This is a genomic window from Streptococcus sp. VTCC 12905 (assembly GCF_049893385.1).
In the GTDB taxonomy this organism is placed as follows: Bacteria; Bacillota; Bacilli; order Lactobacillales; family Streptococcaceae; genus Streptococcus; species Streptococcus suis_AA.
In genome coordinates this window covers 28,459-48,705 of the sequence record NZ_JBMVJC010000007.1, presented here as the reverse complement: position 1 = coordinate 48,705, position 20,247 = coordinate 28,459, and the positions used below count along the sequence as shown (strand labels likewise).

The window sequence follows — 20,247 nt, the reverse complement described above, 5'->3', positions numbered from 1 at the left end:
GAAATTGAACTCGAGATTAATTTCTTAGGAAAATAGATAGCCTTCCTTGAGTGTTAACACTCAGCGTCAGTCTCCTAATTTTCTACAGAAATTTCTGGTAAACCAGAACATCTCTCGTATCTTAAATGAACTCAGCCTAAACGCTGGGTGAAATAGACCGATTTCCTTGTGTCTTACGACACAGTGTCAATCTCCTAATTTCACTAGGCGTTTTAACTGCTTCGTATCTTAGTTGAACACGGACTAAAATCCTAGTGAAAAAGATAAACTTCCTTGTGTGTTTAGCACACTGCGTCAGTTTCCTATTTTCATACGGATTTCTTAACGTCCTTTGTATCCTGTTCAATGGAGAGAGAGGGATTCGAACCCCCGAACCCGAAGGAGCGGATTTACAGTCCGCCGCGTTTAGCCTCTTCGCTATCTCTCCGTGCACTAACAGACACTATTTTACCATAAAATAGTACCAATTACAATACTTTTAGTTGCTTAAATTATAATTTTCAATAATATTTCCGACTGCTTTTTCCAATATTTTATATAAGCCTTCGGCATTTCCATTTTTTACAATTGTAAAATTATTTTCAGCTAATTCTGCGATCTCACCAATAACTTTTTTTCCAATGACGAGACGGTAACCATCATATTTTTCATTATTGACAACAACAGTTGCATCTTCAATCTGGATTTCAATTTTTTTGTCTTTTTTACTCATTTTATAACCTCACTGTTTCTATTCTACAAAAAATGAGAAAAGCTTGCAAGTGCAAGCCTTCCGAAATTATTCAATCTCTACAATCCAGCCTACTGGTGCTTCAATATCACCAAATTGGATACCTGTTAATTCATCATAAAGTTTGCGGGTCACAGGACCAACCTCTGTTTCGCTATGGAACACATGGAATGTATCACCAATTTGAATACCACCGATTGGTGAAATCACTGCAGCTGTTCCACAGGCTCCTGCTTCAACAAACTCATCTAGTTCATCCACAAAGACTTCCCTTTCAATTGCTTTTAATCCCAATCGTTTTTCTGCTAAGTAAAGAAGAGAATACTTGGTAATTGAAGGTAAGATAGATGGTGAAACTGGCGTAACAAATTCATTTTCAGCTGTGATACCAAAGAAGTTAGCTGACCCAACTTCTTCAATTTTCGTGTGAGTAGCTGGATCAAGATAAATCACGTCCGAAAAACCTTTATTTTTAGCATGTTTACCTGGTAATAATGATGCTGCGTAGTTACCACCAACTTTAGCTGCACCAGTACCGTTCGGAGCAGCACGGTCATATTCATCTTGAACAAGGAAATTGGTTGGAGCTAATCCACCTTTAAAGTAGTTTCCAACTGGCATAGCAAAGACTGTAAAAATATATTCCTCCGCAGGTTTTACACCAATAATATCACCGACACCTATCAAGAGTGGACGCAGATAAAGGGTGCCACCAGTTCCATATGGTGGAACATAATCAGCATTAGCTTTTACGACCTGCTTACAAGCCTCAATAAATAAATCAGTTGGAACTTGAGGCATCAATAGACGGTCTGCAGTCCTTTGTAAGCGTTTAGCGTTTTGATCGGGACGGAAAAGTTGCAATTTTCCATCTTTTGTACGATATGCTTTAAGACCCTCAAAAGCCTGTTGGCCATAGTGAAGGGCAGGTGAACTCTCAGAAATATGTAATTCTGCATCTTCGGTAAGAGCACCACTGCTCCATTGTCCATCTTTATAATAAGCAATAAAGCGATAAGGCAATTTCATATAAGAAAAACCAAGATTTTCCCAATCAATAGTTACTGGCATAAGTTTACTCCAAATATATTTTTTACTATTTTACTATTTTACTACTTTTGAAAATGATTTTCAATTAAAAATTCAGAAAATTTTGTATGTTTGGTTTTTCTTAGTGCTAAACTCTTATTTTTTTGGACTTACTCCACATCCTCAAGTGATAGAGCAACGACTCTATCCATTGATGTCACTGTTGGATTTATTCGATATTTAAAAGCTGAAGATTCAAAGAGTAGATACAGTAAATCACCTTCAACTTGAATTTGCTGCATGTATGGTGGTGCTACCAGTTCTTTTTTTGGCTCTAATAAATTAGTCAAAGCATTGTAACCTGAAAAATCGAACCAGAGAATCTTTGAGTCTTCATTTCCATATGATTGAGAAAGAAGTATCTGATGTCCATGAACTGCAATTCCTTGAATTTGGTCAGGAGTATCGATGATTGTCGTTGGTTGATAAGCTTCTGAATCAAGATTTTTTCCAGTTGGATAACCCTCAGAATCCAACTGGAAAATTCCCAAATGCCCATGGTCATCTTTATCAAAATATCCAACTAGTAACTTTTCTTGGTCATAAGCCATGTAGGAAGACCGTTCTATCTGACCAAGACTAACCTGAAAATCAAACTCCACAGGTTCTTTAGTTTTACTAAATTGATCTGTTTTTATTGTGTTCAAATTCAAGGCTGATATTTGAGAAGTATCATCACCTTCAGTCGTTGTGATCCACAAACGATTATTTAGATGGTCGTACGCAATCCCCCCAACGTGACTTGTTGTTGGAAGAACAATTGTTTTGATGTATTTACCAGTTTTCTTATCTAATACCCAAAGAACAGAATTAAAACCACCACCATTACTATAGGCCGATATAACGACATAATCCTCTAGAAAGCTTAAACCTTGAGGTGTCATATCTTCAGTCTGATCTGAATCTCCTTCTTCCTCACCTGTTGATTGTATTGTTTCAGCTTGCACTAATCCTGGTATGACATAGGTTGCCCGAATGGAGGTTGCAATGTTTTTATAGAATTCTGGGTAATATTCTTCTAATTCATTATAGAACTCTTCTAAATCTTTGCTTGCTGAGTTGGTATTTGTACCGTTCTCCTCTTTAAATTTTGTCCCGGTATATAGAGAATATCCATAATAGAGTAAAGAGCCAGTGCAAAGCAGAGCAATTATCCACCAAATAATTTTTTTCATATTGTATCCCATTCCTCTCTACACTATAGTATAACAAAAAAGATTGTCCGAAGACAATCTTTGATAGGTAAACTTCAATCTATAGCTAGGTTCCAATATACTATCTATTTTGAGGAAAGACAGTTTGATATAAATATATACATGATTATGTTATCAAACTTCTTCGTAACATAATTGATATCATCTAAATCCTACTTAATACCAACCTAAAAAATCGTGAAGAAAAGATTCAAATGCTGGGATGAGTTTAATAGCAATAAATACTAGAATAACTACAAATCCAATAGTAAGTGCCAGCTTTGTAACAGATGACATTTTTTTAATCCACCCAAGCATGGAATACCTCCTCATTAGAAATAGTATCCGAAATGAAACTACCATTGCTAGTCCTTTCAGAGAAACTTAGCTGAGTCACATCTATATCATAACTTTTGCCTGTATTAGACAGGACATGGAGCACTTGCCCATTAGTTTGTTCCTCAACCTGACTAGTAAACAAATCAAAATCCCCCTGAACTGTCAAGACTGGTCCTGCCAAAAAGACACGGTGAGGTTTAGCCTTGAGTTCGCGAAGCACCTGTAAACCACGCTTGGCACGACTGGTCACAGGGATTTCCTCCGTCGCCATCCGCTTCAAGCTACCACGCTGGGTCAGAAGATAGAATGAGCTGGTATTACTGATGAAAGCAGCAACCACCACATCGTCATCCTTGAGGTTGACCGCCTTGACACCAGCTGCCTTAGCACCGATGACTGGCACTTCTTCGATGTTAAATCGCAGAGCGTAGCCCTGCTCAGTGATGAGCATGATGTCGTCCAAAACTACAGGTGATACAGTAATAACCACATCTTCGTCATCTTTGAGTTTGGCATACTTGGTTGACTTAGACTTGTAAGTCCGCCATGGAGCAAACTCCTTGCGCTCTACACGTTTAATTTGGCCAAATTTAGTCACCGCGAAATAAGTTCCCTCATCAAAATTCTCAACCAATTCAGCAAAGATAACCTCTTCATTGGTATCAAAGTTCATCAAGGTCTGACTCAGGTGTTCACCAATGTCCTTCCAACGAATATCTGTCAACTCATGAACAGGTCGGTAGATGACATTTCCAAGATTAGTAAAGAGCAAGAGGTGCTGAGTTGTCTTTGCATTCTGCAAGAAAATCAGCTGATCATCATCTCGCTTGCCCATTTCTTCTAGCGTTGAGGCATTGAAAGAACGAGGACTTGTCCGTTTGATATAACCTGCCTTGGTCACGCTGACAAAGGTTTCTTCTTCGACAATCAGGCTGGCAGTATCAATCTCAATCGTTTCTGCCTGAACCTGCAATTCACTCAAACGAGGGTTGCCAAACTGCTTTTTGACCTCACGCAATTCCTTCTTCATAAGATTAAACATGGTCCGCTCATCACCGATAATAGCTGCCAAGGTCTGAATCTGCTCGCGTAGGGCTGCTTCTTCATTTTCCAAGGTCACAATGTCGGTATTGGTTAAGCGGTAAAGTTGCAAGGTTACGATGGCCTCTGCCTGCTCTTCGCTGAAATCATAGCTGATTTTCAGATTTTGCTTGGCATCAGACTTGTTTTCAGATGCACGGATAAGAGCAATAACTTCATCTAAGATGGAAATGACACGGATTAAACCCTCAACGATGTGAAGACGTTTCTCTGCCTTTTCCTTGTCGAACTTAGAACGAGCAATGATAATCTCACGGCGGTGGGCAATATAGCTAGAAAGAATCTTCTGCAAGCCGACCTGACGCGGTGTAAAATTATCAATCGCCACCATGTTGAAATTGTAATTGATTTGCAGATCGGTGTATTTGTAGAGATAGTTGAGAATGGTTTGCTCGTCGCTGTCTTTTTTCAGCTCAATGGCAATCCGCAGACCTGTACGGTCTGACTCGTCACGTACCTCAGCAATTCCAGGCACCTTGTGGTTGACACGGACATCATCAATCTTTTTAACCAGTACAGCCTTATTTACTTCGTACGGAATCTCCGTCACAATGATCTGTTTCTTTCCACCCTTAAGTTGTTCAATGTCACAACGGCTACGGACTACGACACGGCCCTTTCCAGTTTCATAAGCTTTCTTGATTTCGTCAGCCCCTTGGATAATGGCACCTGTTGGGAAGTCTGGTCCAGGCAAGAACTCCATTAGCTTTTCTAACTTAGCAGTAGGATGATCAATCATGTAAACAACAGCATCGATTACCTCCGCCAAATTATGTGGCGGGATGTCAGTCGCGTACCCTGCTGAGATTCCTGTCGCTCCATTGACCAATAGATTAGGAAAGGCAGCTGGTAGCACCGTGGGTTCTTTTTCCGTATCGTCAAAGTTCCAGGCAAATGGTACTGTCTTTTTCTCGATGTCGGCCAGCAAATAACCTGCTATTTCCGACAGACGAGCCTCGGTGTAACGCATCGCCGCAGGCGGATCGCCGTCCATGGAACCGTTGTTTCCGTGCATCTCCACCAAAATCTCGCGATTTTTCCAGTCCTGACTCATACGGACCATGGCATCATAAATAGAGGAGTCACCGTGCGGGTGGAAATTCCCCATGATATTCCCGACTGACTTGGCAGACTTACGGTAGCCCTTGTCAAAAGTGTTGCCGTCCTTATTCATGGAATAAAGAATCCGACGTTGCACGGGCTTTAGACCGTCACGAATGTCCGGCAAAGCCCGCTCCTGAATAATGTATTTGGAGTAGCGACCAAAGCGCTCTCCCATGATGTCCTCTAGGGACATGTTTTGAATGTTTGACATAAATTAAGATACAAAGCCCGTAAAAGACAAAGTCAAAATAGGAAATCTTCAGAAAATCCTGATTTTCTAGACGATTTATCTTTTTGACACAGTCTTTAGGGCGTGTTCAGTTGTTTCTACTAACTGAACATTCCTTTCTTTCACATTGTTTTGAAAAGATAAAAATTTACCTCGACTTACCCCACAAACTTCCTCATATACTTGATATGACTGGCAATATAGCCCTCTAAATCATTCTCATCCCACAGTTGTAATTCCCATGGATAGTAGAAATTGCTCTTATTTTTGAAATAGATATGAATGCCGACATAGCCGTCCATATCTCGCAGATACCAGTTTTTCAGACCATATCGTACCTGCCAGTCGTCCAGACGCTCCATGACTCTGCAATTTCTTCAGAAGTCAGAATCATACGGGCACCGAAGATATCATTGAGAATGGAACTAACAGGGTACCCCTCTCTTCTCTCTTTAAAACGCTCAATCTTATCCAAAATCGATTCCGATGTTTTGACACGATAAAAATAAGCAATATCTTTGACATCAGCATGCATCAAATAGTCATTGATAGCCTCGTGTAAGTTAAGCCGATAAGCCCGAATAGGCTGAATAGGCACCTTGGTAGCCGATAAGCCCGAATAGGCTGAATAGGCACCTTGGTAAAGGTATGCTTAAGATTGACTTTTTCAACCTTACCAGTTTCAAAATAGTCCTTTGAATACTCCAGATGAATACGGTTAATTTCACTTATTAAGCGTTCAACTTTCTCTAACATCTTCTTTCTCCTTTTGAACTCAACGAGATCATTTTCAAGATTTATTTATCCAACCTCAACATGAAAATCAGAGAATCTCGATCAGGGAAGTCATAGCGAATGGGCAGTTCTTCTTTTTCAATCCGCTGGAATACTTGCTTCTCATAAAAGCTGTGGGCAGCATAGCACTTGGATGGAGTGTCCAAGACAATACTTGTGAATACCCTTACCTGTCAGTCTGCAACCAAAGCTTGGTAAAGCACGGCCGAAACACCCTTTTCACGACCACGAAAGTCTTGGTGAACAAAGAATTTTTTTTAAACGCCGACATGGTCTTTGACAGGTAGTCCAATCGTACCAACCACCATATCGTTATCGGTCACGACCAGCCAAAAGTTACCACCTGTCACCATATAATAGTCCTCAATAGCATTCATATCTGGTTGCTCTTCCAAGGACAAGTCCACCTGATTACCATAATTTTGCAGATACAAAATCAAGGCAATCATTTGATTTTATAACGACTTTCATAAGGCATTAGTTTCATTAATACTACTTTCTTTTTTGGTAAATAGCAAAGCTACTCACTCATTTTCCGTTGACTTGCTTGCCAGTTTCTAAAATCATCAACATCTGACTTAACTAGTTTCAAACAGGCATTTAAGACAAAGGCATCATCTAAGAGTCCAGGTCCAAATAGAAAATCCGGAAGGACATCTAGCGGACTAAAGAAATAAATCAAGGCTCCAGTAATCGCTAGTAAGGTACTTTTTGGTATAGCAGTATATTCACGCTTTATAAAACTACGTAATAAAGAAATGAAACCTGGAATTGCTGCGAATTTGTCCCCACCAAAAGGTAAACGAGCCAATTTTCGTTCAGTATTTTGTAAGAAATGTTCTAATTTTCCCTCATCCGATAGTAAATTCTCTGCTCGTTGTTTTGTTTTAGATGAATTCCAACTTTCTATAGCCTGATCGAATTTTTCTTCCAGTTCTTTTTTATTCTTAAAAGGCTTGTGTATTGTTGACCATTGCTGCAATCGGTCAGTTAGTTGTTTTTTTATTGTTACTCGTAATGGCATAAGTCACCTCACTTTATTTATCGTTACATTTTACAAGTCCTCAGTACGATAAAGGTTATAACCCTTATAGTAATAAGAATGGTCGATGCCTTTGAAATTAGTAGCCTGACCAAGATCGTCAGTCAAAGAATGTAGCAAGAGGTATTTGAGTTCACCTGTTGATACATGACTTCTAATCATCGCATTGAAATATTCATCTTCATCAATACTATTCCAATCAACCACCTTGCCCAAACTATCCCGTAGCATAAAATCCTACCAGATACGAATACTGCGTTCATTTACTTCTCCGAATTGATGTGTTATGTTCATATCTGCATATTTTCAACGAATTCGTCAAAGGTTTCATGAGGCGGCTTGTCAATATAGGCCAAGGACTGCTCAAGAAAGATTCGTGGGACGAATTGAAAATTATCTTTGGCAATATTGACATCACGAATTTTCCTTGAAAAGTCGTAAATATCCTCAAAAAAAGCCTGATGAATGTGTGCTAAACCTGCAAAAGCCCCAACTTCTATCTGGAATAACTGACTATTTTTTAACAGTTGAGCTGCTTTCTTCTTGCTGATTTGTTCTTCAAGACGAGCTGATTCAGCCGAATTTTCAATCCCCAATTTATTTTTTAAAACCATATCGCACCTCATCTTCCATATATTATTTGGTAAATGCAGTTGCTTCTTCCAAAGTAAAGGTTACATTATCCTCTATCCACTTACGGCGTGGCTCTACCTTGTCCCCCATAAGGACAGATACACGGCGTTCCGCACGCGCCAAATCTTCAATCGTCACACGAATCAATGTTCGAGTCTCAGGGCTCATAGTCGTTTCCCAGAGCTGATCAGCATTCATTTCACCAAGACCTTTATAGCGTTGGAGAGTAGAGCCTTTGCCAAAATCCTTGCGGAGATCTTCTAGCTCTCCATCAGACCAAGCGTAGGCAATCTTTTCTGTCTTCCCTTTTCCTTTAGACATCTTATATAAAGGAGGCAATGCAATATAAACTCGCCCTGCTTCTACTAAGGGTCTCATATAGCGATAAAAGAATGTTAACAATAGCGTCTGAATATGGGCACCATCTGTATCCGCATCGGTCATGATAATAATCTTGTCATAGTTGACATCTTCCAGCGTAAAGTCTGATCCAACACCTGCACCAATTGTATAAATCATGGTGTTGATTTCTTCGTTTTTGAGGATGTCCGCCATTTTTGCCTTGGCTGTGTTGATAACCTTACCACGCAATGGTAAAATGGCTTGGAACTTGCGGTCACGCCCCTGCTTGGCAGACCCACCGGCTGAGTCCCCCTCGACCAGAAAGAGTTCGTTTTTAGCAGGATTTTTTGATTGCGCCGGGGTTAATTTCCCAGATAATAGCCCCTTATCCTTCTTATTTTTCTTACCATTTCGAGATTCATCACGGGCTTTACGTGCTGCTTCACGGGCATCACGGGCTTTTATAGCCTTACGCACTAAGTTTGATGCTAAATCGCCATTTTCTAAGAGAAAGAACGTTAATTTCTCTGAAACGATTCCATCTACAATCGGACGGGCAAGCGGGCTTCCAAGTTTATCTTTAGTTTGACCTTCAAATTGAAGATGTTCTTCCGGAATGAGAACTGACAAGACAGCTGACAAGCCTTCACGGTAATCAGAGCCTTCCAGGTTTTTATCTTTTTCTTTTAACAAACCTGTCTTGCGCGCATAGTCATTCAATGCCTTGGTAATAGCTAGTTTCAATCCTGTCTCATGAGTACCACCATCCTTGGTGCGAACATTGTTTACAAATGAGAGTATGTTATCTGAATAGCCATCATTGTACTGCATGGCAACTTGTACTTGAAAACCAGATTCTTCACCTTCAAAATAGAGGACTGGTGTCAGAGTTTCCTTGTCTTCATTTAAATAAGATACAAAATCCTGAACACCATTTTCGTAGTGATATTCTTCTTGTTCACCAGTTCGCTCATCTGTCAAGGTCATCGTCACTTGCTTGAGCAAGAAGGCAGATTCCTTCAACCTCTCTGCAATGGTATTAAATTTAAAATCAATTGTAGAGAAAATGGTATTGTCAGGCATAAAGGTAACTTTGGTACCTGTTTTTGATTTTGGTGCTCTACCAATTTTTTTTAAGGTAGTAACAGGCTTACCCCCCTGCTCAAAGCGTTGTTTATAAACTGCACCTTCACGGGTAATTTCCACTTCTAACCAACTAGATAGGGCATTAACCACCGAAGAACCAACCCCATGTAGACCACCTGACGTTTTATACCCACCCTGGCCAAACTTACCACCTGCATGGAGAACGGTGAAGATGACTTCAACTGTTGGCTTGCCTGTAGCATGCATACCAACTGGCATACCGCGACCACAGTCTGTTACGGATAAACTCCCATCTTTATGAATCGTTACTTCAATTCTATTCCCGAATCCAGACAATGCTTCATCTACTGCATTATCGACAATCTCCCAGACCATATGGTGTAGACCGTTGCCATCTGTTGATCCGATATACATCCCGGGACGTTTACGAACAGCATCTAATCCTTCCAAGACCTGAATGGCGTCATCGTTATAATTATTAATATCAATCTCTTTCTTAGCCAAATTTGACCTCCATACCTATCATCTTTTCTATATTACAAGTTTTTTTGTATTTTTGCAAAATATTTCTGTTCTTTTCCGGTGCAACAAGATAATTATTATCCATTTCAAAATTCTTGATAAAAAATATGCTATAATGAAACTATGTTAAAGATTGTATTACTATTCATTACTGCCTACTTATTAGGCTCAATACCATCTGGTCTTTGGATTGGACAAGCGTTTTTTAATATCAATATTCGTGACCATGGATCTGGCAATACGGGAACAACTAATACATTTCGGATTCTGGGACCAAAAGCAGGGACAGTTGTATTTATTGTTGATTTCTTAAAAGGAACCATAGCAGCCCTTTTACCTGTTCTCTTCCATGTGCAAGACATTTCACCAATCGTTTTCGGTCTTCTGGCTGTTCTAGGACATACCTTCCCAATTTTTGCTCAATTTAAGGGTGGGAAGGCTGTTGCTACGTCTGCAGGAATGCTTTTGGGAGTTGCACCTGCATTTTGCCTCTATCTAGTAATCGTTTTCGCAGTATCCCTTTATTTGACGTCTATGGTCTCTTTCTCCAGTGTCTTTTCAGCCGGCTTAGGCATTTTGGGAGTCTTAGTGTTTCCAGCATTTGGATTCCTAATTAATGAATATGATTGGATATTTACACTGATTATTTTCTTTCTCGGACTCTTTGTGATTATCCGTCATAAAGAAAATATCAAACGAATTCTTCGCAAAGAAGAAAATTTGGTCCCCTTTGGATTGAACCTAACGAAACAAAAGAAAAAATAGCCTAATCAAATGCCCCTTACACCCTTATTAGGACCCTCGACCTAGTAAGGGTTTTGTTATGGAAAAACATAGTCATCTGAATTAATGCTCTACGAGAGTGACTTGTTTCGCAAGTCATATTTCCAACCTAGAAAAACCTCAAGGCTGCTCGAGCTACCTGCACCAAAGTCCAGGTCTGAAAGCTCTTCATTCGACTAAACAACAATTGAAACCAGCGTCACACTTCCCAAGCAAAGGAAATCTAACATCCCAAAATACTGGTAGAATCTTGAACACCATACTTTAGTTTAACGCATTAAACTTTTTAGTAGATTTGAAAATTCATTTTTGTTATACTGATTGTATGAAAACATTAACACTTGGAAAACTATTAGGATTACCAAATTTTCATCATTTTTATTCGGTTCCTGTGAAGAGACTTGAGCACACCACGGACAATTATATACTTGTTTTTAAACAGGATAAAGAACTTGTTTTTGTCGACTTAGAAAGTGAGACCGGAAAGACTCAGGAAGCTAGATTTGCTAGTCATTTTCAGAACGATCATCTGTTAATCGGTTTGGGAACAATTCCTGTTTCTGCATGGTCTACCTGTCAAGCCCTTGAAGTAAGGAAAAATACTAATCAACGAGGAGTCAGTCTCTCACATTTGATGGAAAGCCACGGACAATTACCTATTTTTAAGTCAATAGCAGAGCAATATCGAGCACGTGAACAAGCAACAGTTTATGATCCCTACCGCTACTCCTACACTGTTGATGAGAAATCTGCGATAAAAGACAATCAATTAAAAATCATTCCTAGAAAAGAATATGAAAAAATAAAAGATTTTCATCCCTTTTTGAAAACAAGACATGGAAATGTTTATGCTGTTCCCTGCCTCTATCAAGACATAAAACGAAAACAAGTGACTAAGATTTATATCATGGGATGGTATTTTTACGAAAAACAACTGAAAATATCTTGGAAGCCATCTCATACAAGAAAAAGTCGATGGCGTTCCTCACTTCTTTCTGTTGATAAACTGTCGGACCGCTACTTCTTCCAAGGTGAATTGTACAAGAAAGGCTCATATCCAGTTTTTCTAGACCAGCTAACAATAAAAAATAAGGCTTACCAACAACGTCTAGACGACGAGTTTGCAGCCTTTATAAGTATCATTGAAAATCAAAAACAAAAAGCGCAGCTCCGTTTGAGATAAGGTATCGGTGGACACCTCTTATTTCCGACGATTGTCTTTTAATTTCACAACTACGCGAAATTGGCGATCTGGATGGTTCTCTCTGTTAGACATTTGAATACGAGCCTCAAGAATATCTCCATGTCCAAAGTAAATCAATCGGCTGATCAAAGAGTTTTATCAGATGGAATATAGCCTAATTTGGTACCCTGATAAAAGATTGCTACCGCTTCAGAATCGTGTGGGTTAGAAGGTTCCCTTACTAATTCTACTGGTGTTCCTGGTTTTAGTTAATCAATCACATAAAGCCCATCATAATAGGCAAATGCAGCCAAATGAAAATGTTGCACATTGCGTGTTGGTTAAAAAGAAGTATAAGTCATGTGTTAACCTCCAAAAATTTCTTATGGTTGGTAGACGATTTGATAATTAGCATTGATAATAACCCCATTCTGATAGACAGTATACAGACTTTCGTCATTCCCCTCTATAACATTGTATGGGATAGATTCTGTGCGGGTGTAATTTCCCTCAATCACATGCCAGTTGTTTTCACCTAAAATAGCGTTTGCGTATTCAATCGTCTTAGGACCACTTTCCAGCTGAATCCCAGTTTCAGTATTCTTTAGCGGATCAATACCATTATCAGCTGATTGAGATAGACGATAATAGACTTCCATTGAATCTGCAGACGCCGGGCTAATCACTATCATTCTGTCACGTGTGGAGTCAGATGTATCTGTACCAGTTGTTAGGTAGGTTGCGCTCAATTGAGTTCCTCCCGGAACCATCAGTAATGTTACATCTCCAATTTTTGCATCTACATAGCCTGTTTCAAATACCCCGTCCATAATTTTCCCGCGTCCAAGCAAAGCACGATTCTCTGTGACCAAGCCCTTGCTATTAAATGTCAAGGAATCTCCCTGGGTATTCTGCCAAGTACCTAGAATACTGTCGTAATTTCCCTGTATCAAAGCATCTATATCTATTGAAATTGGAAGAATGTCTTTATGACTGGTAGATGAGGTACTCGTGCTTGAGAATTGACTTGTTGATGAAGTAGTGTTTGACGATGTCGTAGACGTCTTATTGGCATTGCAAGCTGGAAGTACAAAAACTGTAATCACACCCAGAATAATACATAAAATTCTCTTTGACATGCCTTTCTCCTATTCTCTATGAATAGTAAATCCAGTTGCCTGTTTGGTTGCCATAATAGTCATATCAGAAATCTGAACGTGTGCAGGTTGATTTGCAACGAAAAGAGTACATTGTGCAATATCGCTAGCTTGCAAAGCATCAATCCCTTGATAAACTGTCGCTGCTCTCTCCTTATCTCCATGAAAACGAACTTGGCTAAAGTCAGTCTCAACAATACCTGGTTGTAAGGTAGTTACCTTGATATTTTTATCAATCGTATCAATACGAATACCGTCTGAAAGCACCTTGACAGCTGATTTGGTTGCAGCGTAGACAGCAGCTCCTGCATAGGCGTAAATACCGGCCGTTGATCCAATATTAATAATATGACCTTCATTATTTTCAACCATTTGTGGCAATAACTGACGTGTCACAGTTAGTAATCCTTTAATATTAGTATCAATCATTGTCATCATATCAGTCAAATCATAGTCTTGAAATTTGTCCAATCCCAATGCCAGGCCAGCATTGTTTACCAAAATATGAATTTGTCCAACTTCTTCTATGATTTTTTGACAATTTATGATTGTTTGCTCCATATTCGTAATATCAAATGAATAAATGGATACTTGGACATGGAATTGCTTTTCAATGTCATGTTTAATTTCTTCTAGTTTGTCAAATCTGCGACCCGTAATAACGAGATTATCACCATTTTCTGCAAAGGCGTAAGCGATTGCTTTACCGATTCCGCTACTTGCACCTGTAATCAATACATTTCGTTTCATCATTCTTTCTCCTATTTCTATATTATACTACTTTTTTGAATAGAAAGGAAAATCACAGAGCACAAAATAAGATCCCCTATCGACAGGGGACCTTATTTTTTAGGAAGGAAACACACTTATTTTAGACCATCTTTGGTATAATGGCCATCTACTTTAAAATCAAAACCAACTGAGACCGGGAATTGAATAGTAGAATTTGGTTTATTAAATAATAATTTTACATTAGAATTTGCATATTCTTCTGGTAAATCGATATAGAAATGTCCTTTGCCATCTTTCAGCATAGCTTGACCAGGCCAAGCTCCCAAAGGCATTTGAATTGGATTACCATAATAGGCATAGACATTTGCAGCACCCCATCCACCAGGATTTTCAAAGGTAATACGGGTAAGGCCTTCGGCAACTGGTTCTGGTAAAACGGCTCTATGGCTACCGTCTAGTTCATAGACTTGTCCAAGTTCCAAATCATAGCCAGGTTTATTTTGAGCTGGGAATTGAACTTTCGTAACAGGATTATTGAAAATTACTTTACCACCTGCAAATTCTTCACCAAGCTCAATATAATATCCGTACTCATCTTGACTCATTTCTTTACCTGGCCAATTTCCAACGAGTGGTACACCTTTATTATCATAAACATAGGTGTAGACCTTAGACCAACCTTGTGAATTGTTGAAGTAAATACGGTGGGCAATTTGTTGCTCGATGTCTGGGAGTTTTGTACCGACTTCAACAACTTGTGTTACTGGCTCTTTGCTAACTGTTTCACTGATTTTTGTCTTAGAAACAAGTTGATCACCAATGTACTCTGAACGGTAAGTTATTGTCTTCACTCCGTCTTGACCTTCAACGCGAGTTACTTTCTGTCCTTTTTCAAGTTCAGGATTGTCTACATACTCTGTTTCAAATGGAATTGGAAGCTCTTCATTTTCTTCTTTGAACTCGCTAGCAGGTTGTTCGGCAACTAAACCATCTTTAGAATATGTTCCGCCTGATTTAAATTCAAAACCAAGGGATCGTGGATACTGTGCTCCTTTGTTGTTAGAAAAGAGTACTTTTACGCCATCAGTCTCGTATGATGTTGGAAGAGTGATGGCGAAAAGACCTGTACCATCTTTTTCCATCTTAGTTCCTGGCCATGCACCCAACAATTTTTCACCTTTGGCATTATACATATAAACAAAGACATCTGTCCATTTATCTGGATTTTCAAAGCGAATGGTTGTATTGGCATTCGGATCTTCTTTTGTAAAGCGATAAACGGATTGAACTGTCTCACCTTTAGCGTTTTTAGCAGATAATGTAACCGTTACTGTTTCACCAAATTGCACTTGACTTCCGATTGTAATGACTTTTCCATTTTCAAATTTAATTGGAGCGCCATTATTGACAGAATAGGTAGCCTCACTAGTATTAGAAGTTTGTAATGTAAGATTTAATGTATCTGTCAAGAAAGTATGGCTGCCTGCTTGATATCCTTGAACTGACAAGGATGCTAGATTATCAAAACTCTCACCTTTTGTTAATACTAATACTGATCGTCTCGCAATGGAACCACTTAATCGTCCGTTCGAAACAGTGTAGGTTTTACCAGAAATTTGGTCTTTATAGGTTCCATTCGCCAATTTTGTCTCAGTATTTAAGTTTTTCTCACTGTCGGAAAGGTTTGCAATTACTGCGCCTTGAGTGCCTCGTTCAATCATGGCAACGGATGTATCACCATTCGGGTTCCGAATATATTCTGATTGACCAACCATGGCATTATGGAATTTGTTTACTGCTACAATCGTAGGGTCTTTATAAAGATTGCTACCTGCATCACCGATTTTAGTTTGTTCAGGGAAACGGACACCATTACCGCCACCAACTGGACGTGAGAAGAATAGAGGTGTACCTTTGGCGCGTGCAGTAATCATTGCCCAGCCAAGTTTCAAATCTTCATCGCTCATCCAAGCTGATTCAGATTCACTATCCGTCTTTCCGTTTGCATATGTATCGTGAGATTCGACCCAAAGTACAAGTTTAGAAGGATCTACTCCTGCTTGGTAGTTGCCAAGATTTCCAGCATTGACATTTCGATTGCGGAGCATGTCTCGGATAGAGTGCCCATATTGGGATGCAGTAATGCTCATCAAGTTCGCATAATCTGCATCACGTGAAATATTGTCTTGTAACACTTCACCATATTGGAACTCAGAACCATTATTTAATATAACATTCCAGAAATTACTACCAAATTCGTTAGGATATTCTCCTGGTAATTCGATATGTTTTGCAGCATCATAACGAAATCCATCCGCTCCATCAGCAACTGCATTTTTTAAGAATTTCAATAAATACTGTTGTACTTCTGGATTTTGTGTATTCCATTCCCAGAGCTGAAGCAGAGACTTTTGAGTTACTTCCTCACGACTCCTCCAGTTTTCAATTTTAGTATTTCCATGAGACCATTTTGTAATGGATTTAATTTCTGAAGAGATCTTATTATAATCAGAAGTAGTATGATTCAGTACTGCATCAACTATAATTTTTATACCATACTGCTCTGCGACACGATTCATCTCGACAAATTCAGCTTCAGTCCCAAGCTGATAGTTACCAATCGTATAGGCAGTTGGTTGATAATGATAGTACCATTGATTTGTAAATTTCTTATCACCACCATTCCCAACAACTACAGCATTAATTGGGGATGTTTGAACACTTGTATAGCCTGCTTCTTTAATGGCCGCCATATTTTCTTTGATAGCATTAAACGACCAACACCAAGCATGCAAAACAGTCCCATCTTTCATTGAAACCTGCTGGTTGGAGCTGGCAACGATTGTTTCACCATTTACTGAAGTGATTGTGAATGCCTGTTCAATTCCAGCAAACATGGATAAAATCAGGGTAACACTAACCGCTTTTTTTACCAGTTTGGATAGTATTCTCTTACTTTGACTTTGATAAGCCATATAAACCTCCTAAAAAATAATATGAAAACGTTCGCATTTTCTTGAAAAAATATATCTACAGTTGATGACCTTGAACCTAGCAATCAACTGTAGAGGAATAAGTACTCTCCTTTCTTTCAAAATTAAATCATTCGCCAAATGCAAACGGTTGCAAAATGATAATATCATATTTGTCGGTTGATTTCAAACAGCTAAAAAATCATGAAAAACCGCTCTGTATCAGGTTTTACTGTCAATTTATGCTACTTCAGGGAAAATTTTGTTACCGTTAACTATTTTGGACTAACTAAAAAACTCATTGAACTTCAACGAGTTTTTGTATGTCATCAGAAAAAATTTAAGAATTGCATGAGTCGCATATTGAACTGAACCTGTCTTGCATAATAAATATTGCCGCCATTTACATATAATTTTCCACCACTGAGCAATGCTAAAGGATGATAATAGGTATAAGTTTCCCCTGTTGTATTACCTAAACTAGGAGCAACGACAGTCTTAGAATATTCTTTTGCCAAGGCTAGCGTATGTTCTCCACCATGTTCTGCGGTATAGTCAATATAGGCTGGCCCAAAATTATAGGCTTGAACTGCTGTCCAAACTTCTACCCCTTTTTCTTCTGCCAGTTGCAAATTTTCAGTGAGATAGATTACACCTTGGCGAATACTTTCTTTGCTATCTGTGATCGTATTCGTATAACCTGTTACGGACTCACTAGATTGCATGACATCAGCTTCTAATCCTTTTGTTTCTGTATAAATCATGGCCAAAACCAATTCTTCGTTAGCAGGTGTATCATTTTCAGCTAGTACTTCTTGTACCATTGTTTGATAGGCCATTACTTGTTTGACAGCGTGATAGGTCTGGAAACCTTTATAGCCAAGAAAAATCAATAAAAGCATCACTAGAATGCGTCTCAGTTTTTTCATTTACTTACTCTTTATATCTTCAATATTTTTGATGAGGATCGAATAGGTTCCGTTTTCATTTTGAATAAACTCAACAGATTCAGCATCCTCATAGATTGCGTTAGGTACAATCAATTCAATGCCATTTGATAAAGAAAGCTTTTGGTTTTCAAATTTCTTGAGTTGACGACTACTATCAATCTCATCAAATGAAATCTTATCAGGTATGACCTCTTTCAGTTGATCGACGAAATTTAAACGAGCAGTCAGGTTGTTATCGAATAACTGATCAGCCAATTTTTCTGGAGAAAGCTCATTATCTTCCTCCAAATTGTTGAAAATAACTGATTTGACTTTCGATTGAAATTGAAAATCACCTTGATGGAAATTGTCAGCAATCTTCTGTGCAGTTTGCTCTACTGCTTTGATTGATTTCTTTGCAGAAATAGCTGGTGTGACTTGCAGAAGATTATCTGAGAAATAATTGAGGAAGGTTCCATTGTGTTTGATTCTTTTCTCAATCAAATGATACTTCCGCGTTTGAAGATTGACAATCAAAGCTTCATCAGGTGCTGAACCTGCTCCAGGTAAATTATTCTGGGTGATTCTTAAAGGACTTCCGCTTTCCAGACCAATGTGGGCGAGATTTTCACGCAGTGAGATTCTCAAAAAGGCAAAATGTTCAACACCATTTCGTTCAAACTCGATAAAAATGAGGTCATTGGTTTTTAAATTCTCAGAAATTGAAAATTCTTCTTTCCAGAAATTAGCAATCTTTACTGAATTCGACAACAAATCACCCTTTAGATGATCTAGAAAGGGATTGTCAGAATTGAATTGACCTGTTTTAGCCTCATCAGAAAAAACACGTTCAATTTTTTTGCGCAAATATTCTTCTATTTTGGGACTAACAGTCAAAAGCTGGTCGGCAAGGACCAGCTCTGTATCATCGGGACTAAATTGATGTATAATAGCTTTTTTTACAAATATATCCATATTTTAATTTTCGTAAAGAGGGAATTGATCTGTTAAAGCACGAACTTCTTGGCGAACTTCTTCAAGAACTGCATCATTCTCAGCATTTTCAAGTGCTTTAATTGTTAATTGAGCAACCTTACGAGCTTCTTCAACACCAAAACCACGGGCTGTAATAGCTGCTGAGCCGATGCGGATACCACTTGTCTTGAATGGTGAAAGTTTTTCATAAGGAATTGAATTTTTATTAAGTGTTATATTTACTTCATCGAGGAGATGCTGAGCAACCTTACCGTTTTCAACGACTTTTGTCACGTCAACTAGGAAGAGATGATTGTCTGTTCCTCCTGTGATGACTTTAAAGTTAGGGTTTGCAAGGAAGACTTCAGCCATGGCCTTGCTGTTTTCAATCACTTTTTGAGCATAGTCTTTGAAAGCTGGGTCCAAAACTTCTTTGAAAGATACGGCTTTTGCAGCAATAACATGCTCTAATGGACCACCTTGAATTCCAGGGAAAATGGCTGAGTTGATTTTCTTAATAAGTTCTTCGTCATTCGTCAAAATCAATCCACCACGTGGACCACGAAGAGTTTTATGCGTTGTTGTAGTAGTGATATGAGCATGCGGAACCGGGTTGGGATGGAGACCAGCGGCTACTAGTCCAGCAATATGTGCCATATCCACCATCAATTTTGCACCAACTGCATCAGCAATCTCACGGAATTTAGCAAAGTCAATCGTACGAGCATAGGCTGAAGCACCTGCTACAATCAATTTTGGTTGTACTTCTTTTGCTTGTTCTAAAATGGCATTGTAATCAAGCAAGCCAGTTTCTTCATCAACATTGTAAGCGACAAAGTTGTAAGTTTGCCCTGAGAAGCTAACTGATGCACCGTGCGTCAAATGACCACCTGCAGCTAAGTCCATCCCCATAACAGTGTCTCCTGGCTCAATCAAGGCCATGTAGGCAGCACAATTGGCCTGGCTTCCTGAGTGTGGCTGAACGTTAGCAAATTTTGCACCGAAAATTTCTTTAGCACGTTCAATAGCTAAACTTTCAACTACGTCAACGCATTCCGTACCGCCATAGTAACGACGGCCTGGATAGCCTTCAGCATACTTATTGGTCAAAATAGAACCTTGAGCTGCCATAACAGCTTTAGAAACAACGTTTTCAGACGCGATCAATTCGATATTATTTTGTTGGCGTTTTTCTTCAGCTTGAATAGCATCCCAAACCTCTTTATCGAAGTTTTTAAAGTCAACTTTATCAAAAATCATATGCGTTTCTCCTTTATTAGTGCTTGATGT

Annotated in this window: 16 protein-coding genes, 1 tRNA gene and 3 pseudogenes; 2 read left to right on the top strand and 18 right to left on the bottom strand. The window is 38.9% G+C overall.

All coding sequences use genetic code 11. The annotated features are described in order from the left end of the window. Positions 1–346: 346 nt before the first annotated feature. The 11 genes and pseudogenes from ACPC58_RS04020 to parE form a co-directional block, all read right to left on the bottom strand. Positions 347–427 (bottom strand) — tRNA-Tyr (locus ACPC58_RS04020). A gap of 51 nt (positions 428–478) precedes the next feature. Continuing rightward, positions 479–712, bottom strand: coding sequence for a DUF2969 domain-containing protein (locus tag ACPC58_RS04015; protein ID WP_130555316.1), 234 nt, complete (start codon positions 710–712; stop codon positions 479–481). A gap of 66 nt (positions 713–778) precedes the next feature. After that, positions 779–1,801, bottom strand: coding sequence for a branched-chain amino acid aminotransferase (locus ACPC58_RS04010; protein ID WP_217373787.1), 1,023 nt, complete (start codon positions 1,799–1,801; stop codon positions 779–781). A gap of 128 nt (positions 1,802–1,929) precedes the next feature. After that, complete coding sequence (locus tag ACPC58_RS04005; RefSeq protein ID WP_434065323.1) at positions 1,930–2,994, bottom strand: YncE family protein; 1,065 nt, start codon at positions 2,992–2,994, stop codon at positions 1,930–1,932. Positions 2,995–3,189: 195 nt separating this feature from the next. Continuing rightward, positions 3,190–3,330 (bottom strand): hypothetical protein, encoded by a 141-nt coding sequence (locus ACPC58_RS04000; protein WP_289648813.1) that lies wholly within the window; start codon positions 3,328–3,330, stop codon positions 3,190–3,192. After that, a complete protein-coding gene (gene parC / locus ACPC58_RS03995; RefSeq protein ID WP_434065322.1) occupies positions 3,314–5,767 on the bottom strand; it encodes a DNA topoisomerase IV subunit A in 2,454 nt (817 codons plus the stop codon). The genes ACPC58_RS04000 and parC overlap by 17 nt, the downstream gene beginning before the upstream one ends. A gap of 176 nt (positions 5,768–5,943) precedes the next feature. Then, positions 5,944–6,541: pseudogene (locus tag ACPC58_RS03990) on the bottom strand (GTP pyrophosphokinase). A gap of 296 nt (positions 6,542–6,837) precedes the next feature. Further along, a complete protein-coding gene (locus ACPC58_RS03985) occupies positions 6,838–7,029 on the bottom strand; it encodes a hypothetical protein (protein ID WP_434065321.1) in 192 nt (63 codons plus the stop codon). A 71-nt stretch (positions 7,030–7,100) separates the two neighbouring features. Then, a complete protein-coding gene (locus ACPC58_RS03980; protein ID WP_217373790.1) occupies positions 7,101–7,604 on the bottom strand; it encodes a YkvA family protein in 504 nt (167 codons plus the stop codon). Between the two features lie 30 nt (positions 7,605–7,634). Beyond that, positions 7,635–8,236, bottom strand: a pseudogene (locus ACPC58_RS03975) (Fic/DOC family protein). A gap of 22 nt (positions 8,237–8,258) precedes the next feature. Further along, positions 8,259–10,208, bottom strand: coding sequence for a DNA topoisomerase IV subunit B (gene parE / locus ACPC58_RS03970; protein WP_434065320.1), 1,950 nt, complete (start codon positions 10,206–10,208; stop codon positions 8,259–8,261). Between the two features lie 141 nt (positions 10,209–10,349). Here parE and plsY point away from each other — a divergent pair, with 141 nt between their 5' ends. Together plsY and ACPC58_RS03960 are read left to right on the top strand one after the other, a co-directional pair. Continuing rightward, positions 10,350–10,991 carry a glycerol-3-phosphate 1-O-acyltransferase PlsY gene (gene plsY / locus ACPC58_RS03965; protein WP_434065319.1) on the top strand — a complete coding sequence of 214 codons (642 nt, stop codon included), beginning with the start codon at positions 10,350–10,352 and terminating at the stop codon, positions 10,989–10,991. Positions 10,992–11,334: 343 nt separating this feature from the next. Next, complete coding sequence (locus ACPC58_RS03960; protein WP_434065318.1) at positions 11,335–12,192, top strand: hypothetical protein; 858 nt, start codon at positions 11,335–11,337, stop codon at positions 12,190–12,192. Between the two features lie 18 nt (positions 12,193–12,210). On the opposite strand, the pseudogene ACPC58_RS03955 reads toward ACPC58_RS03960, so the two are convergent. From ACPC58_RS03955 to glyA, 7 genes and pseudogenes are all read right to left on the bottom strand, one after another. Then, a pseudogene (locus ACPC58_RS03955) lies at positions 12,211–12,521 on the bottom strand (HIRAN domain-containing protein). Positions 12,522–12,575: 54 nt separating this feature from the next. After that, entirely contained in the window at positions 12,576–13,331 is a 756-nt protein-coding gene (locus tag ACPC58_RS03950; RefSeq protein ID WP_434065317.1) for a DUF6287 domain-containing protein, read from the bottom strand. 9 nt (positions 13,332–13,340) lie between these two features. Beyond that, positions 13,341–14,099 carry an SDR family NAD(P)-dependent oxidoreductase gene (locus ACPC58_RS03945; RefSeq protein WP_217373794.1) on the bottom strand — a complete coding sequence of 253 codons (759 nt, stop codon included), beginning with the start codon at positions 14,097–14,099 and terminating at the stop codon, positions 13,341–13,343. A gap of 116 nt (positions 14,100–14,215) precedes the next feature. Next, positions 14,216–17,056 (bottom strand): starch-binding protein, encoded by a 2,841-nt coding sequence (locus ACPC58_RS03940; protein WP_434065316.1) that lies wholly within the window; start codon positions 17,054–17,056, stop codon positions 14,216–14,218. A gap of 326 nt (positions 17,057–17,382) precedes the next feature. Then, positions 17,383–17,982, bottom strand: coding sequence for a lysozyme family protein (locus tag ACPC58_RS03935; RefSeq protein ID WP_277843739.1), 600 nt, complete (start codon positions 17,980–17,982; stop codon positions 17,383–17,385). Next, positions 17,983–18,957, bottom strand: coding sequence for a nucleoid-associated protein (locus ACPC58_RS03930; protein WP_217373797.1), 975 nt, complete (start codon positions 18,955–18,957; stop codon positions 17,983–17,985). Between the two features lie 3 nt (positions 18,958–18,960). Next, a complete protein-coding gene (gene glyA / locus ACPC58_RS03925; RefSeq protein WP_434065315.1) occupies positions 18,961–20,217 on the bottom strand; it encodes a serine hydroxymethyltransferase in 1,257 nt (418 codons plus the stop codon). Positions 20,218–20,247: the final 30 nt, after the last annotated feature.

What these genes read in the sequence shown, in the direction of transcription:
- ACPC58_RS04015 (WP_130555316.1), bottom strand. Translation starts at nt 712, where the DNA reads ATGAGTAAAAAAGACAAAAAAATTGAAATCCAGATTGAAGATGCAACT.
- ACPC58_RS04010 (WP_217373787.1), bottom strand. Translation starts at nt 1,801, where the DNA reads ATGCCAGTAACTATTGATTGGGAAAATCTTGGTTTTTCTTATATGAAA.
- ACPC58_RS04005 (WP_434065323.1), bottom strand. Translation starts at nt 2,994, where the DNA reads ATGAAAAAAATTATTTGGTGGATAATTGCTCTGCTTTGCACTGGCTCT.
- ACPC58_RS04000 (WP_289648813.1), bottom strand. Translation starts at nt 3,330, where the DNA reads ATGCTTGGGTGGATTAAAAAAATGTCATCTGTTACAAAGCTGGCACTT.
- parC (WP_434065322.1), bottom strand. Translation starts at nt 5,767, where the DNA reads ATGTCAAACATTCAAAACATGTCCCTAGAGGACATCATGGGAGAGCGC.
- ACPC58_RS03985 (WP_434065321.1), bottom strand. Translation starts at nt 7,029, where the DNA reads ATGATTGCCTTGATTTTGTATCTGCAAAATTATGGTAATCAGGTGGAC.
- ACPC58_RS03980 (WP_217373790.1), bottom strand. Translation starts at nt 7,604, where the DNA reads ATGCCATTACGAGTAACAATAAAAAAACAACTAACTGACCGATTGCAG.
- plsY (WP_434065319.1), top strand. Translation starts at nt 10,350, where the DNA reads ATGTTAAAGATTGTATTACTATTCATTACTGCCTACTTATTAGGCTCA.
- ACPC58_RS03960 (WP_434065318.1), top strand. Translation starts at nt 11,335, where the DNA reads ATGAAAACATTAACACTTGGAAAACTATTAGGATTACCAAATTTTCAT.
- ACPC58_RS03950 (WP_434065317.1), bottom strand. Translation starts at nt 13,331, where the DNA reads ATGTCAAAGAGAATTTTATGTATTATTCTGGGTGTGATTACAGTTTTT.
- ACPC58_RS03945 (WP_217373794.1), bottom strand. Translation starts at nt 14,099, where the DNA reads ATGAAACGAAATGTATTGATTACAGGTGCAAGTAGCGGAATCGGTAAA.
- ACPC58_RS03940 (WP_434065316.1), bottom strand. Translation starts at nt 17,056, where the DNA reads ATGGCTTATCAAAGTCAAAGTAAGAGAATACTATCCAAACTGGTAAAA.
- ACPC58_RS03935 (WP_277843739.1), bottom strand. Translation starts at nt 17,982, where the DNA reads ATGAAAAAACTGAGACGCATTCTAGTGATGCTTTTATTGATTTTTCTT.
- ACPC58_RS03930 (WP_217373797.1), bottom strand. Translation starts at nt 18,957, where the DNA reads ATGGATATATTTGTAAAAAAAGCTATTATACATCAATTTAGTCCCGAT.
- glyA (WP_434065315.1), bottom strand. Translation starts at nt 20,217, where the DNA reads ATGATTTTTGATAAAGTTGACTTTAAAAACTTCGATAAAGAGGTTTGG.